This window comes from Arthrobacter sp. Y3221157 (assembly GCF_059089865.1).
Window position 1 is genome coordinate 31,410 of sequence record NZ_JBNHFD010000023.1, and the last position, 15,346, is coordinate 46,755.

Annotated in this window: 11 protein-coding genes, 1 tRNA gene and 1 pseudogene; 11 read left to right on the forward strand and 2 right to left on the reverse strand. The window is 67.0% G+C overall.

The genetic code is table 11. The features are described 5' to 3' along the window. Positions 1-19: 19 nt before the first annotated feature. Entirely contained in the window at positions 20-1,501 is a 1,482-nt protein-coding gene (locus tag AC5RTT_RS08690) for an MFS transporter (protein WP_494144846.1), read from the forward strand. Here AC5RTT_RS08690 and AC5RTT_RS08695 read toward each other — a convergent pair. Continuing rightward, positions 1,425-3,638: a RecQ family ATP-dependent DNA helicase gene (locus AC5RTT_RS08695; protein WP_494144847.1), complete on the reverse strand. Its 2,214-nt coding sequence runs from the start codon at positions 3,636-3,638 to the stop codon at positions 1,425-1,427. The two genes, AC5RTT_RS08690 and AC5RTT_RS08695, sit on opposite strands and share 77 nt — an antisense overlap. A 142-nt stretch (positions 3,639-3,780) precedes the next feature. Between AC5RTT_RS08695 and AC5RTT_RS08700 the strand changes: the two genes are divergently transcribed. The 4 genes from AC5RTT_RS08700 (at position 3,781) to AC5RTT_RS08715 (ending at position 7,480) form a co-directional block, all read left to right on the forward strand. Beyond that, positions 3,781-5,199 (forward strand): phosphomannomutase/phosphoglucomutase, encoded by a 1,419-nt coding sequence (locus AC5RTT_RS08700; protein WP_494103818.1) that lies wholly within the window; start codon positions 3,781-3,783, stop codon positions 5,197-5,199. A gap of 6 nt (positions 5,200-5,205) precedes the next feature. Then, a complete protein-coding gene (locus AC5RTT_RS08705) occupies positions 5,206-5,694 on the forward strand; it encodes a hypothetical protein (protein WP_494144848.1) in 489 nt (162 codons plus the stop codon). A gap of 13 nt (positions 5,695-5,707) precedes the next feature. After that, positions 5,708-6,172, forward strand: a complete 465-nt coding sequence (locus tag AC5RTT_RS08710) for an RrF2 family transcriptional regulator (protein WP_494144849.1) — start codon at positions 5,708-5,710, stop codon at positions 6,170-6,172. A gap of 147 nt (positions 6,173-6,319) precedes the next feature. Then, positions 6,320-7,480: a globin domain-containing protein gene (locus AC5RTT_RS08715; protein WP_494144850.1), complete on the forward strand. Its 1,161-nt coding sequence runs from the start codon at positions 6,320-6,322 to the stop codon at positions 7,478-7,480. 135 nt (positions 7,481-7,615) lie between these two features. On the opposite strand, the gene AC5RTT_RS08720 is transcribed toward AC5RTT_RS08715, so the two are convergent. Then, positions 7,616-9,442, reverse strand: coding sequence for a phosphoenolpyruvate carboxykinase (GTP) (locus tag AC5RTT_RS08720; RefSeq protein WP_494144851.1), 1,827 nt, complete (start codon positions 9,440-9,442; stop codon positions 7,616-7,618). Between the two features lie 276 nt (positions 9,443-9,718). Here AC5RTT_RS08720 and AC5RTT_RS08725 point away from each other — a divergent pair. The 6 genes and pseudogenes from AC5RTT_RS08725 to AC5RTT_RS08750 all read left to right on the forward strand — a co-directional run. Next, positions 9,719-9,792 (forward strand) — tRNA-Arg (locus AC5RTT_RS08725). A gap of 134 nt (positions 9,793-9,926) precedes the next feature. Then, positions 9,927-11,381 carry a dihydrolipoyl dehydrogenase family protein gene (locus tag AC5RTT_RS08730; protein WP_494144852.1) on the forward strand — a complete coding sequence of 485 codons (1,455 nt, stop codon included), beginning with the start codon at positions 9,927-9,929 and terminating at the stop codon, positions 11,379-11,381. A gap of 69 nt (positions 11,382-11,450) precedes the next feature. Further along, positions 11,451-12,224 (forward strand): ABC transporter ATP-binding protein, encoded by a 774-nt coding sequence (locus AC5RTT_RS08735; protein WP_494144853.1) that lies wholly within the window; start codon positions 11,451-11,453, stop codon positions 12,222-12,224. Further along, entirely contained in the window at positions 12,221-14,257 is a 2,037-nt protein-coding gene (locus tag AC5RTT_RS08740; protein ID WP_494144854.1) for a YhgE/Pip family protein, read from the forward strand. Before AC5RTT_RS08735 ends, AC5RTT_RS08740 begins: the two co-directional genes overlap by 4 nt. Next, positions 14,254-14,895 carry a TetR/AcrR family transcriptional regulator gene (locus AC5RTT_RS08745; RefSeq protein WP_494144855.1) on the forward strand — a complete coding sequence of 214 codons (642 nt, stop codon included), beginning with the start codon at positions 14,254-14,256 and terminating at the stop codon, positions 14,893-14,895. The genes AC5RTT_RS08740 and AC5RTT_RS08745 overlap by 4 nt, the downstream gene beginning before the upstream one ends. Positions 14,896-14,912: 17 nt before the next feature. Further along, a pseudogene (locus AC5RTT_RS08750) lies at positions 14,913-15,346 on the forward strand (hypothetical protein); the annotation flags it as partial.

Genomic DNA, 15,346 nt, shown 5'->3' on the forward strand with positions numbered 1-15,346 from the left:
CCGATGGCACCATAAACGAATGGCGGCGAGTACTCAGGTGGACGGAAGCGGAAGCACCGGGCAGGCGTGGAATCCGCGCCTGGCGCTCCTGGTGGCGGCAACGTTCTTCATGGAATTCCTGGACGGCACGGTCCTGACCACCGCCATCCCCAATATTTCAGCCGACTTCCGCGTTCCGGCAGCCGACGTGAACATCACCATGACGGCCTATCTGCTGACGGTGGCCGTGGGCATTCCGATCAGCGGCTGGCTGGCCGAACGCTTCGGAGCCCGCCGGGTGTTCTGCCTCGCCATCGCCGTCTTCACCGCCGCCTCGCTTGCCTGCGCGCTGAGCCAGGACCTCACCACCCTGACTTTGAGCCGCATCGCCCAGGGCGCCGGGGGAGCCATGATGGTGCCAGTCGGAACGCTGGTGGTCCTGCGCGGGACTCCCAAAGCCGACCTGTTGCGGGCCACCGCCTTCCTGGTGTGGCCCGGGCTCCTGGCTCCGGTCCTCGCTCCCCTGGTGGGCGGCGCACTCACCACCTATCTGTCCTGGCACTGGATCTTCCTGATCAACCTTCCGCTCGGCGCCGCCGCCCTGATCGCAGCGCTGCGCCTGGTACCCGGCACCAGCGGAGACCCGGGCCGCCGCCTGGACTGGCCCGGGCTTATCCTCACCACCCTGGGCGTCGGCGCACTGGTGACCGGCCTCGAACTGGCCAGCGCCCACCCCGACACCCCCTGGGCCGGGATCAGCGCAGCCGCCGGAGCCATCTGCCTCGCGGCCGCCGTGCTGTGGATGCGCAAGGCAAGGAACCCGCTGTTCGACCTGGAAGTGTTCCGGACCCGGACGTTCCGCGCCATGGCCACCGGCGGGTTCGTCTACCGCCTGACCATCAGCTCCGTCCCCTTCCTGCTGCCACTGATGTTCCAGACAGGATTCGGCTGGTCCCCCATCCACGCGGGCATCATGGTGGCGGCGGTCTTCATCGGCAACATCGGCATCAAGCCGGCCACCACCCCGCTGATCCGCCGCTTCGGCTTCAAGGCAATGCTGGTCTTCGCTTCCCTCGCGTCCGCCGCTACCTTCGCCGCGTGCGCTTTCCTCACGCCCGAAACACCCCAGGCACTGACATTCGCCCTGCTGGTCTGCAGCGGCGCGTTCCGGTCCATCGGTTTCTCGGCATACGCCTCCGTGCAATACGCAGACATCGTGCCGTCCCAGCTGACGTCAGCGAACACGGTCTCCGCCACCCTTGTGCAGCTCGCCACCGGTGCGGGCATCGCTGTGGCGGCACTGCTGATCCGGATCTTCTCCGGACTGCCGGCGGGATCTGCGGACCCGGCCGGCCCGTTCCGCGGCGCCTTCCTCGCCATGGCCGCCCTGATGCTCGCCAGCACCCTGGACAGCCTCCTGCTGCCCCGGCACGCGGGCGCGGAAGTCAGCCGGCCTGGGCAAGCACCAGTGGAAGAACCGCGCCGGCCCCGGCCTGCCGAAGAGCGCGGCCCGCGACCGTGAGCGTCCACCTGCTGTCCGCGAGGTCGTCGATCAGCATCACGCTCTGCCCCTGGACTGCTGCCAGCGCTGCTTCAAGCTCCGGTCCGGCGGCCAGGCGGTCCCACACCCCGGCCAGCCGGTAGGCGCTGTTGCCGCCGCGGCTCCCGGTGGGGCCACCGTGGGCCAGCTGCAGCTCGCCGAGATAGGGAATCCGGCCGATCTCTGAGATTCCCCTGGCGAGGGAGCCCACCAGCTGCGGCTTGCTTCGTGACGGGATGCTCACGATGGCGGCGGGCCTGCCCGCACCGCTCCAGCCCGGGGTGCGTGCATCGCCGGCGCCCCATTCCCGCAGGACCTGCACGCAGGCCTGCAGCATCCCGGGATCCACGGGCCGGTCCTGGGCACCTGCAGCGAACAGCTCCCGCAGCGCGCCGCCCCAGCCAAGGTCCGTCAGGCGGGCCAGGACGCGTCCTTCCGAGAGTCCTTCGCCGGGCTTCAGCTTTCCCTTCACCGGAACGCCCAGGCGGTCCATGCCGCTGGGCCACTGCAGGCGTGCCTCCAGGACACCGCCGGCCCTGCTCAAGGTCTGGCCTGCGGCAGCGGTGGCATCCTCCGCCACGTCTGCCGGGAACCAGCGCCCCGCACAGTTGTCGCACCGGCCGCAGGGGTGCGCCGTTTCATCGTCGAGGACCGAGGTGATGTACTCCATCCGGCAGCCTGCGGTGTCCTGGTAGATCACCATGGAGTCCTGCTCGTCCACCCGGGCCTCGGCAATCCGCTGGTAGCGCTCCGCATCGTAGACCCATGGTTGTCCCGTGGACCGCCAGCCTCCCCCTACCCGTTCGACGGCCCCGTCCACGGACAGGACCTTGAGCAACAGCTCCAGCGGGGTGCGGCGCAGGTCCACCCGCGCTTCGAGGGCCACCGTGGAGAGCGCAGTCCCCGCCTCCGCCAACGCTGTGAGGACAGCGGCCGCTTTCTCCTCGGAGGGCATGGAAGCGGTGGCAAAGTATTGCCAGATTTCCCGGTCCTCGGAGCCCGGAAGCAGGAGGACGTCGGCGTTGGCGGCACCACGCCCGGCACGTCCCACCTGCTGGTAGTACGCCACCGGCGAGGAGGGCGCGCCCAAGTGGACCACGAAGCCCAGGTCGGGTTTGTCGAATCCCATGCCCAGCGCCGATGTGGCAACCAGGGCCTTGACCTGGTTGTCCTTGAGCAGCTGCTCGGCGCGCTCACGGTCCGCGGGATCGGTGCGTCCCGTATAGGCCAGGACCTCGTGCCCTGCCTCCACCAGCAGGCGGGCGGTGTCCTCCGCGGCGGAGACCGTCAGGGTGTAGATGATGCCGCTGCCGGGAAGATCGGACAGGTGGGTCAGGAGCCAACCCAGGCGCTGTTTCGAGTCCGGGAGGGTCAGGACGCCGAGCCGGAGCGAGTCCCGGCCCAGTGCGCCGCGGATGGTCAGGACGCCTGCCCCGAGCTGTTCCTCGATATCGTGCACCACTCGGGAGTTGGCGGTAGCGGTGGTGGCCAGCACGGGGACCGACTCCGGCAGCCGGGTGATCAGGTCGGCAATCCTGCGATAGTCCGGGCGGAAGTCATGCCCCCAGTCGGAGATGCAGTGTGCTTCATCGATGACGAGCAGGCCAGTGCGCCGGATCAGTTCGGGCAGCTGGTTTTCCCGGAAGGAAGGGTTGGTGAGGCGCTCCGGGGAGACGAGCAGGACGTCGACCTGGTCCGCTGCCAGCTGCTCACGGACCGTGTCCCACTCAAGCTGGTTGGCCGAGTTGATGGCCACGGCGCGGACGCCTGCCCTTGCCGCTGCGGCCACCTGGTCCCGCATCAGGGCAAGCAGGGGCGAAACAATGAGCGTGGGCCCCGCACCCCGGCGCCGGAGAAGCAGGGACGCCACGAAATACACGGCCGACTTTCCCCAGCCGGTGCGCTGGACCACCAAAGCCCGCCGCCCGCCGTCGACCAGCGCCTCAATGGCTTCAAACTGCCCTTCGTGGAAACCGGCTTCGGGGTGGCCCACCAGCTCCCGGAGGACCTCCAGTGCCTGCTGGTGGGTGGCGGAGGCAGGGCCTGGGCCTGGGCCGTTGGATGCTGTACCGGAAGTTGCTGGCGCGTCTATCAGGGCGGCGTGCTGGTTATCGACCATTGATTCAGTATCCCAGCCACCTCCGACAGCGGACACATGGCGGACTTATATGTGGAAACCGGCCCAAAGACCCGGCCGTCACATTGGGCTGCCGCCACCCCTCCTCCACAGGCACCTTCCGCGCCATCGTAAGATAAAGCCCGTGACTAGCGAACAGACAACGACTTTTGATCTCTCGGCATCCTTCAAGGCCTACGACGTCCGTGGGATCGTTGGCGAGACCATCACCGCCGAAATCGTCGAAGCCGTGGGGGCCGCGTTCGTGGACGTCCTGCAGCTCGAGGGGCAGACCATCCTGGTGGGCGGGGACATGCGCCCTTCCTCCCCCGAGTTCAGCAAAGCCTTCGCAGACGGGGCAGCAACCCGCGGCGCAAACGTCGAGCTGCTGGACCTGATCTCCACCGATGAGCTGTACTTCGCATGCGGTTTCCTGGACCGCGCCGGCGCCACTTTCACCGCCAGCCACAACCCTGCCGGCTACAACGGGATCAAGATGTCCAAGGCCGGTGCGGTTCCCATCTCCTCCGAAACCGGCCTCAAGGACATCCAGACCCTCGCCGAGCAGTACCTCAACACCGGTTCCATTCCCGCTGCCGGCACCCGCGGCCAGATCAGTGTCCGCGACGTGCTCAAGGACTACGCCGAATACCTCCGCAAGCTGGTGGACCTGTCCGGTTCCCGCCCCCTCAAAGTCGTCGTCGACGCCGGCAACGGCATGGCCGGCCTCACCACGCCCGCGGTCCTGGGCGACACCCTGCTTCCCAAGCTCCCGTTCGACATCATTCCGCTGTACTTCGAGCTGGATGGCTCCTTCCCCAACCACCCCGCCAACCCGCTGGAGCCGGAGAACCTCCGCGACCTGCAGGCCGCAGTTATCGAGCACGGCGCGGACATCGGCCTGGCCTTCGACGGCGACGCCGACCGCTGCTTCGTGGTGGATGAGAAGGGCCAGCCCGTGTCGCCGTCGGCCATTACCGGCATGGTGGCCCGGCGGGAGATCGCCCGCGCGAAGGCTCAGGGTGAGGCCACGCCAACGATCATCCATAACCTCCTCTGCTCCCGTGCCGTGGCCGAACTGGTGGAGCACGACGGCGCCCGAGCCGTCCGCACACGCGTGGGCCACTCCTTCATCAAGGCCGTCATGGCAAAGGAAGGCGCAGTGTTCGGCGGCGAGCACTCGGCCCACTTCTACTTCCGGGATTTCTGGAACGCGGACACCGGCATGCTGGCCGCCATGCACGTCCTGGCCGCCCTGGGTGAGCAGGACGGCCCGCTGTCCGAGCTGGGCCGCGAATACGAGCCCTACGTCAGCTCGGGTGAGATCAACTCGGAAGTTGAAGACAAGCCTGCCGCCGTCGAACGGGTTCGCGCCGCCTTCGCCGGCGAGGACCTCACCATCGACACCCTGGACGGCAGCACCTTCACCGCCAACGATGGCAGCTACTGGTTCAACCTGCGCCCCTCCAACACCGAACCGTTCCTCCGGCTCAATGCAGAAGCTACGGACCGCGGCACCATGGAACGGATCCGCGACCGCGTCCTGTCGATCGTCCGGGCCTAGGGCGCGATGGCTGACGGGACGCTGCCGGGAGCCGAGGGACAAGCCGCATGGCGCGATTCTGTTCCGGACGGCACCGCAACTGACCTGGAGAACCTCCTGGGGACGGGCGTCAGCGCCGCCCAGGAACAACTCCAGCGCAACGGCGGCTTCCTGCCCTTCGCCCTCACGGTCCAGAACGACGGCGAGGTACGGCTCGTTGCCGTCTCCCCCGCCGACGTGGCGGAGGATTCGGACGCGGACTTCGACGCCGACGCGATGATCAGCGACCTCCACGCCCTGCTGCGGCAGAACAGGGATGGCTTCCGGGCTGCCGCCATCGTGTGCGACATCCTGCTGGTGGAGGAGGACTCGGACGCCATCCACGTGGCCGCCGAACACCGCGATGGCTCAGTCTTCGCGGCCGTGCTGCCCTACGCGGCCAACACGGCAACCCGCACATGGGACTTCGGCGAGCTGGCTGCCGATTCCAACGAACCCGCAATCTGGGTGGACTAGACCGCCGCCGGCCATGAAGATCAACGCCTTCGCCGATGTCAGCCTGCGGGCACTGATGGTGCTCGCCGCCGTTCCCGGCGGCGAGCTGCTCACCACGCAGAGCATTGCGGATTCGGTGGGAACGCCCTACAACCATGTCAGCAAGGCAATGGCAAAGCTGCGGAGCCTCGGGCTGATCGAGGTAGCGCGGGGCAGGACGGGCGGCTCGCGCCTGAGTCATGCGGGCCGCATGGCAACGGTGGGGCAGATCCTGCGCGAGCTTGACACCCGCACCGACCCCGCCGAATGCATGGCGGCAACAGGCAACTGCCCGCTCATCAATGAGTGCAAGCTGCGGGCAGCGCTGGCGCGGGCCAGGGAGGCGTTCTACCGGGAGCTTGACTCCGTGGTGATCGCGGACCTGCCCGGGTCGCGTCAGATGGCCCCGGTCTTCGACATGATCGGCCTCCGGCCCGGACTCTCGCCTGGCCCCGGATAAGACTCCTTGCGTCCGGGCGCAACATCTCCGCGCAATTTGATTTCGTCTTCTACGAGTTGTAGAACTTGAGCTATGAATACACGCATGCGAATGCATGTATTCGTACTTGGCCGGACGAAGGCCCCGGCCACTATCTCAGGAGTCTGCATGCTCTCGGAAAAGTCCCGCCCCGTTATCGAAGCCACCCTTCCGCTGGTCGGGTCGCGGATCGGCGCGATCACGCCCAAGTTCTACTCCCGCCTTTTCGCCGCCCACCCCGAACTGCTGGACGGGCTGTTCAGCCGCTCCAACCAGCGTTCGGGCAACCAGCAGCAGGCCCTGGCGGGCAGTATCGCGGCGTTCGCGACCCACCTGGTGAACAACCCCGGCACGCTTCCGGAAGCCGTTCTGTCCCGGATCGCCCACAAGCACGCCTCCCTGGGCATCACGGAGCCGCAGTACCAGGTGGTCTACGAGCACCTGTTCGCCGCCATCGCCGAGGACCTCGCCGGGGTCATCACGCCTGAGATCGCCGAGGCCTGGACTGAGGTCTACTGGCTTATGGCCGATGCCCTGATCAAGCTCGAGAAGGGGTTGTACGCCAGCCAGGCCAATGACCGGAGCTGGACGCCGTGGCGCGTGGCGGCCAAGACTCCGGCCGGCACCGGCGCCATGACCTTCACCCTGGAGCCGGCGGACGACACCCCCGTCACGCCTGCGCTTCCCGGCCAGTACATCAGCGTTAAAGTGGTGCTCCCGGAAGGGCTGCGGCAGGTCCGCCAGTACTCCCTGTCGGCGGACGCCGGGACCAGCCGCAGCTTCACCACAAAGCTTGACGACGGCGGCGAGGTCTCCCCGGTCCTGCACGGAGACGTGCAGGTGGGCGACATCCTCGAAATCTCCAACCCGTACGGCGAGATCACACTCAAGGAGGGTGCCGGTCCCGTTGTCCTGGCCTCTGCCGGTATCGGCTGTACCCCTACGGCTTCCATCCTGCGTTCGCTGGCCGAAGCCGGAACGGACCGGCGGGTCCTGGTGCTGCATGCCGAAAGCACCCTGGACAGCTGGGCGCTGCGCAGCCAGATGACGGACGACGTCGAACGCCTGGAAAGTGCCGAACTGCAGCTGTGGCTGGAAAAGCCCGAGGCGGGCGCACGCGAGGGCTTCATGTCGCTGCGGGAGGTAGATCTTCCCGCCAATGCGTCCCTGTACCTGTGTGGCCCGCTTCCCTTCATGCAGAAGATCCGCAACGAGGCCATCGACGCCGGGATACCGGCCACCAGTATCCACTACGAGGTCTTCGGCCCGGACATCTGGCTGGCCGGCTAGATCCCCACCGCCTCCCTAGCTTCGCTCCGCTCAGCCAGGGAACCCTCGGCAGCGGAGGCCCCTGTCAAGGAACGACGGCGGCCCCGCACCTTTCGCTCGAAAGGTGCGGGGCCGCCGTCGTTCTGCTGTAACCGTTTAGGAGAGGCGCTTCTTCAGGCCCGCCAGCTCCGACTGGAGTGCTTCGGGCAGTGAGCCGCCGAAGTTCGCGAACCATTCCTCGATGGAGGCAAGTTCAGCAGCCCATTCGGTGGGGTCGACCTTGACGGCTTCCTCGACCTGCGCCGGGGTCATGTCCAGGCCCTCGAGGTCGATGGAGTCACCGGTGGGAACGAAACCGATGGGGGTTTCGACGGCGTCCGCCTTGCCTTCGAGGCGTTCGATGGCCCACTTGAGGACGCGGGCGTTGTCGCCGAAGCCGGGCCAGGCGAAGCCGCCCTCGGAGTTCCGGCGGAACCAGTTGACCAGGAAGATCCTGGGCAGCCGCTCGGGGTTTGCCTTGGCCGACAGGTTGACCCAGTGGTTCAGGTAGTCGCCTGCGTCGTAGCCGATGAAGGGCAGCATGGCCATGGGGTCACGGCGGACCACGCCCACCGCACCGGCTGCTGCGGCAGTGGTCTCGGAGGACAGGGTGGAACCCATGAAGATGCCGTTGGACCAGCTGAGGGCCTCGGTGACCAGCGGGATGGTGGTCTTGCGGCGGCCGCCGAACAGGATGGCGGACAGTTCCACGCCGTTGGGGCTGTGGTATTCCTCGGCCAGCATGTCGATCTGGTCGATTGGGGTGCAGAAGCGCGAGTTGGGGTGCGCGGCAGGCTTGCCCGACTCAGGCGTCCAGGAGTTGCCCTGCCAGTCGGTCAGGTGCGCCGGCACTTCCTCGGTCATGCCCTCCCACCACACGCCGCCGTCGTCGGTCAGCGCAACATTGGTGAAGATGCTGTTGCCCTTGGCAATGGCACGCATGGCGTTGGGGTTGGTGCCCCAGCCGGTGCCCGGAGCAACGCCGAAGAGGCCCGCCTCGGGGTTGACGGCACGCAGTTCGCCTTCCTTGCCGAAGCGCATCCAGGTGATGTCGTCGCCGAGGGTCTCTACCTTCCAGCCCTTGATGGTGGGATCCAGCAGTGCAAGGTTGGTCTTGCCGCAGGCGGAGGGGAATGCCGCGGAGACGTAGTAGGTCTTCTGTTCCGGGGATGTCAGCTTGAGGATGAGCATGTGCTCGGCCAGCCAGCCCTCATCGCGGGCCATGACCGAGGCGATGCGCAAGGCGTAGCACTTTTTGCCCAGCAGCGCGTTTCCGCCGTAGCCGGAGCCGAAGGACCAGATGGAGCGCTCCTCCGGGAAGTGCACGATCCACTTGTCCGGGTTGCAGGGCCACGGCACGTCTTCCTGGCCCGCCTCCAACGGGGCACCCAGGGAGTGCAGGGCCGGGACGAAGAAGGCGTTCGTCTCGGTGATGCGGTTGAGGACGTCGGTGCCGATGCGGGCCATGATGCGCATCGAGGCAACAACATAGGCGCTGTCGGTGATTTCGACGCCAAACTTCGGGTCCTCTGCATCCAGGTGGCCCATGACGAACGGGATGACGTACATGGTGCGGCCGCGCATGGAACCTGCGAAGAGGCCGCGGAGCTTGTCCTTCATCTCCGCCGGGGCCATCCAGTTGTTGGTGAACCCGGCGTCACGCTTGTTCTCGGAGCAGATGAACGTCTGCTCCTCCACGCGTGCCACGTCAGCCGGGTCCGAGAAAGCGGCGAAGGAGTTGGGGAACAGCTCCTGGTTCAGCCGGGTCAGGGTTCCGGCTGCAACAAGCTCATCGGTGAGACGGGTGTTTTCCTCTTCGGATCCGTCAACCCAGTAGATGCGGTCCGGCTGCGTTAGCTCAGCAACCTCTTCGACCCATGCCAGCAGACCGGCATGTGTGGTGGGTGCTTTATCAAGCAGCGGCTTCTGCGCCAGATCGCCCATTTCGGTTCCCTTCCTCGGGTTCATCGGTGTGAGCTAAATGCTATGGTCCGGACCACCGGCGTTTTTGGGCCGGATGTCGGGCAAATGGAGCTGAAAAAACCGGATTCCGCGAGAATTCAAGGAAAAGCAGCGGGAAAATGGCCGATTAAGTGACGAAGGTCACCTATACCGGTCTAGTCGTGCAGATTACATGGCTTTCGATTTGGCACGGCGGCCAACCTCGCGTAAAGTAATTCGAGGTTCAGGGAGAGCGGTTCTTCTCCAAGGACACGAGATGCGCCCATAGCTCAGCTGGATAGAGCGTCTGTCTACGGAACAGAAGGTCAGGGGTTCGAATCCCTTTGGGCGCACAACCAAGGTCCGCACCGGTTTGCCGGTGCGGACCTTATGCGTTAACCAGCGCCGGCCCGCCGCGCATCCATCCCCCCCTGTATCCGCACCAAACCGGGCCCTTACTGTCACCGCCCGGGCGTAGGCTTTCCCCATGATGCCGGACGCTGTTGAGCGCGAATTTGACGTAGTGGTGATCGGCGCAGGCGCCGTAGGGGAAAACGTGGCGGACCGGGTGGTCCAGGGGGGATTGACGGCAGTCCTGGTGGAGGCAGAACTGGTGGGCGGCGAGTGCTCCTACTGGGCCTGCATGCCGTCCAAGGCACTCCTCCGGCCTGGGACCGCACTGCATGGCGCACAGACCACGCCGGGCGCGAAAGAGGCCGTCACGCGCACGCTGGATGCTGCAGCCGTGCTGAAACGCCGCGATGACATGACCGCAAACTGGCAGGACGACGGCCAGGCGTCGTGGGTCAAGGAGGCAGGCATCGAACTGGTCCGTGGCCACGCATGGCTCACTGCAGCCAGGACCGTGGACGTGGCCGGGCTGGACGGAACATCGCACCTGCTCCGGGCGCGGCAGGCGGTAGTCCTGGCAACCGGCTCCATGCCCAACACTCCCCCCATCGAGGGACTGCAGGACCTCCAGGTGTGGGGCACCCGCGAAGCAACGTCGGCCAAGGAGGTCCCGCAGCGGCTTGCTGTCCTTGGCGGCGGCGTTGCCGGCACCGAACTTGCCCAGGCATTCGCGCGCCTGGGCTCTGATGTAACACTGGTGGCGCGCAGCGGACTGCTGCGGAACTTTCCGGAGGAGGCCGCACGGCTTGTGGCCGCGGGGCTGCGCGCTGACGGCGTCGAACTCCGCCTGAACACGGCCACCGAGCGCATCAGCGAAAACGACGACGGCACGTTCAGCCTGGTGCTGTCCGACGGGACCACCGTGACGGCCAACAAGGTCCTGGTCTCCACCGGCCGGCACCCCGCACTGGAGGGGCTTGGCCTGGAAAGCCTTGGCTTCGAGCCGGACAAGGACGGGCACCTTGTCCTGGACACGGACGCCTCAGGCCTGGTCCAGGGAACACCCGGAGACGAGCCGTGGCTGTACGCGGTAGGAGACGCCGCCGGTGAGCACCTCTACACGCACCAGGGTAAGTACGAGGCCCGCGCCACCGGCGACGCCATCGCCGCCCGCGCCAAGGGGGAACTGAAAGGAGCACCCGCCGAATGGAGCCGGTACGCGCAGACGGCCAACGCACATGCGGTGCCCGGCGTGGTTTTCACCGATCCTGAGCTCGCCTCCGTGGGCCGCACCCTGGAGAAGGCGCGAAAGGACGGGTACAACGCCTCCTCGGTGGAGCTTCCCATCCAGGTGGCCGGGTCCTCCCTGCATTCCGAAAACTACGAGGGCTGGGCGCAGCTGGTGGTGGATGAGGACCGCAAGGTCCTCCTCGGGGCCACCTTCGCCGGCCCGGATGTCGCCGAACTGCTGCACGCCGCAACCATCGCCGTCGTGGGCGAAGTTCCCCTGGACCGCCTGTGGCACGCGGTGCCCTCCTACCCCACCCTCAGCGAGGTGTGGTTGCGCCTTTTGGAGAAGTACGGGCTGTGAGCGGTATTTGAACTGACCGGTCAGTTTCGTTAAGCTGGAAGCAGCCGCATTCACCGCGAAAGGCGATTCTTGCTTTCAGCGCATCAGCTCCATGTCAAAGGGCGCCGCGATTCACTGCTTCCCTCCACCTCACTCCACGTCAGCCGGGGTGAACTGCTTCTCGTCACGGGCCAGCGCCAGGACCAAAGGACGGCTCTTGCCCTGGTCCTGGGCGGCAGGATGAAGGCCAGCAGCGGCGTGCTCAGCTGGGACGGCAACCAACGCATCCGCCAGCTGCGGCTCGCCAGCGCGTTGGTGGATTCCCCGGGCGTCAACGAACCCGAGCAGCATCTGAGCGTCCGCGACCTGGTGACCGAGGACCTGGCCCTTGTCCCCCGCCGCTACCGCGGAGCACTGCTGAGCGGCCCCTGGATCAAGGTCAACGGCTTCCAGGACATCGCCGGCCTCTGGACCGAGCAGCTGGAGCCGCGCCGCCGGCTGGAGCTCCTCGTCTCCCTGGCCCTGGCCAACCCCCGCACGGACCTGCTGGTAGTGGACTCTCCGGACCGGCACAGCGGGGACGACGGCGACTGGCTGCCGAAGCTCCGGCAGTTGGCGTCCGACGCCGGGCGGCAGCTCGCCGTCGTAGCAACAGTCAGTGCCCTGCCGCAGTCATGGACCGGTCCAGCCGTGGAAGTCGGCAACGCCGAGGCGGGCCGCGAATCAGGGGACGAGGCAGCGCCCCAGGAAGCGGCAGACCCCCGGGATGAGGCAGGGCGCCGGGGGGAAGCAGAGGCGCAAGACGACGCGAACCGCCGCCCGGACCACCAGCACACCCACTTCGAAACAGAGGTTGCCAAGTGACCGTACTGCGGCTGGCCCGCTCCGAACTCAAGCGCATGACCGGCGGGCTGCTGCCCAAGCTGACCATCCTGGCGCTGACCATGGTTCCCCTGCTGTACGGCGCCGTCTATCTCTATGCCAACTGGGACCCGTACGGGAACCTGGACCACTTGGATGCGGCTTTGGTTGTGGAGGACGCCGGTGCCACCGCCAGCGACGGCACCCATCTTGCGGCCGGAACCAAGGTGGCGGACAGCCTGGTGGAAGGCAACGTCTTCCACTGGGTTCCGGTTGCAAGCAGCCAGGAAGCCGACCAGGGCGTCAGCGACGGTGAGTACGCGTTCGCCCTGAAGATCCCGAAGGACTTTTCCGCGAACCTCGTGTCGCCGGGCAGCTTCGATTCGGCCAGCCAGGCCATGCTGAATGTCACCACGAACGATGCGAACAACTATCTGCTGAGCACCATCGTGGACAAGCTGACCACGTCAGTACACAGCACCGTAGCCACGGAGGTGGGCGAGGAGACCGCCAACCAGCTGTTGACCGGCTTCGGCACGATCCATACCCGGATGGTGCAGGCCGCTGATGGCGCCGGCCGGCTGGCCGACGGCGTGGCGCAGCTCCGCGACGGCGCGGCCGGACTCCAGGGGGGAACCTCCGGCCTAAGCACCGGCGCCGACGACCTTTACGCAGGCCAACTGAAGCTGCGGGACGGCGCCAACCAACTGACCGACGGCGCGGGACAACTCAGCAGCGGCCTGTCCGCCCTCAAGGACAAGACCGCGTCCCTGCCCACCGACACGCAGATCCTCGCCACGGGTGCGGCACAGGTAGCTGCCGGCAACGCCCAGTTGAACGCGAAGTTCCAGGACGTGGCCGTCCAGCTGGAAAGGGCCGACCAGGGACTCCGCACGCGTGTCATTGACTCGAACACCCGGCTGGTCGCCGCCGGCGTCTTGACCCAGGAACAGGCTGACAGCATCCTGGCCGACTTCGACGCCACGGCGGCGTCCAGCCCGGTGGCGGCGGCCAAGGCCAAGGTCCAGACGGACGCCGCCCAGGTCCAGCAGCTGGCTGACGGCGCCGAGTCCGTCAGCGTCGGCGCCGCGCAGCTCGCCGCCGGGACGCCGGCACTCAAGGACGCCGTCCGGCAGGCGTCCAGCGGGGCGGACCAGCTGCACACCGGTGCCGCCACGCTGGCAACCGGAGGACAAGCAGCCCTGGACGGCACTGCCGGCCTCGCCGAAGGCGCCCGGAAGCTGGATGCTGGTGCGGCCCAGCTTGCCGCGGGGGCTGCCACTGCCGCCGATGGCTCACGTTACCTGGCGGACGAGCTCGGCAAGGGTGCGGGGCAGGTACCCAACCCGGACGATGCCCAGAAGAACAACCTGTCGCGGGTGATGGCCGATCCTGTCGCCGTCAGCAACGTTTCCCAGGCGAAGGCCGACTCCTACGGCGCGGGGCTTGCACCGTTCTTCCTCACCCTGGCGCTGTGGATAGGCATCTTCATGCTGGTGCAGGTCATGCGGCCCATTACGCAGCGGGCACTGGCATCCAACGCGCCGTCCTGGAAGATTGCCGTCGGCGGCTGGCTGCCGTTCCTGGCGGTGTCCGCGGTCCAGGCCACCCTGCTCACACTCGTGGTGAACCTCGCGCTGGGGCTGAACCCGGTGCACCCGGTCCTCATGTGGCTGTTCATGCTGGCGGCGGCCACGGCCTTCAGCGCCCTCATCCAGGGAATCGTGGCGCTGCTGGGGTCGCCGGGCAAACTGGTGGTGCTGATCCTGCTGGTGCTCCAGCTGGTGTCCTCCGGCGGCACGTTCCCCTGGCAGACCACCCCGGAACCCCTCCATGTGGTGCACCAGGTACTGCCCATGGGATACGTGGTCACGGGCATGCGGCACCTGATTTACGGGGCCGACCTGTCCATGATCCTCCCCACGGTCCTCGGACTCCTGGGCTACACCCTGCTGGGGGCCGTCCTGTCCACACTGGCCGTCCGCAGGAACAAATACTGGACCCTGAAAACGCTGAAACCGGAGATCGCAGCATGACCTCCGGGCCGCCGGCGCCAGCAAAAGGGCAGCGGCCAGGACGGACCACCGCCACCCGGCAAAAACTCTTCGACGCGTCCATGGAGCTTATTGGCCTACGCGGAGCCGCCAACGTCACCGTGGACGAGATCGCCCACGCGGCCGGGGTGTCCAAAGGCACCGTCTATTACAACTTCGGCAGCAAATCGGAACTCATCGCGCAGCTGCTGCGGCACGGCGTGGACATCCTGAAGGCACGGCTGCTCGAGGCCGGGACAGAGCCGGCACAGGATCCGCTGCAAGCCATGGAAGCCATGATCGGCCAGGCCATGGACTTCATGGCCGAGTATCCGTCCTTCGCCCGGCTCTGGGTGAGCGAGAACTGGCGCACGCCCAGCGAATGGCAGGGCACCTTCGCGGTGCTGCGCGGCGAGCTGCTGGCCGTCATTGCCCAGGCCGTAGACGATGTGGCGCAGGCGTATCCTGTGGACGAATCCGTGTCCCGGGGCAGCCTGGAGACGGCAATCTTCGGTGCCTGCTTTGTGGTGGGGCTCGACAGGCAGACCTACAACCCCGAGCGCAGCCGTGACCAAAGTGTTGCAGCAATCATGGCCATCATGCGTGGCTACGTCCTGCGGCAGCCTGCTCCTCCGGAATGATGGTGCCCGTGCGCCACATGGGGAAAAGCGGAAAGTTCGCGGTCATCGCCGGCATCGTTGCCGCGTTGCTGCTCGTGCTCACGGGGATGACCCTCGCCGAGCCGGTGTTCGTCGCGTTCCTTGGCGTGCTTGCCCTTGCGTATCTGTCCGCCGTCGGCGAGGTCCTGGTGCGGGGCCGCCGGCTGGTGTTGCTGTGCGTCGGGGCCGGCACCAGCCTCACCGTCGGCCTTGTCCTGGCGTTCCTGAGCACGTGGGAGCTGGCGTTTGACGGCCAGTCAACGTTCCTGGGCACGCCGGTGCCCACCAACGATCCAGACAACTACTTCTTCGGCGCCGGGGTGTCCCTTGTGGCAACGTTCCTGGCCCTGTTCATTGGTGCCGCCTGGCCCGCCGGCAGAAGGGCGGCGCCTGCCCGGCGGCCCGCAGCGAAGCGCCGGCCTGCTGCTTCCCG

Coding starts and splice junctions, on each gene's coding strand:
- AC5RTT_RS08705 (WP_494144848.1), top strand. CDS start 5,206: ATGGCTGACGGGACGCTGCCGGGAGCCGAGGGACAAGCCGCATGGCGC.
- AC5RTT_RS08730 (WP_494144852.1), top strand. CDS start 9,927: ATGATGCCGGACGCTGTTGAGCGCGAATTTGACGTAGTGGTGATCGGC.
- AC5RTT_RS08710 (WP_494144849.1), top strand. CDS start 5,708: ATGAAGATCAACGCCTTCGCCGATGTCAGCCTGCGGGCACTGATGGTG.
- AC5RTT_RS08745 (WP_494144855.1), top strand. CDS start 14,254: ATGACCTCCGGGCCGCCGGCGCCAGCAAAAGGGCAGCGGCCAGGACGG.
- AC5RTT_RS08720 (WP_494144851.1), bottom strand. CDS start 9,442: ATGGGCGATCTGGCGCAGAAGCCGCTGCTTGATAAAGCACCCACCACA.
- AC5RTT_RS08715 (WP_494144850.1), top strand. CDS start 6,320: ATGCTCTCGGAAAAGTCCCGCCCCGTTATCGAAGCCACCCTTCCGCTG.
- AC5RTT_RS08690 (WP_494144846.1), top strand. CDS start 20: ATGGCGGCGAGTACTCAGGTGGACGGAAGCGGAAGCACCGGGCAGGCG.
- AC5RTT_RS08695 (WP_494144847.1), bottom strand. CDS start 3,638: ATGGTCGATAACCAGCACGCCGCCCTGATAGACGCGCCAGCAACTTCC.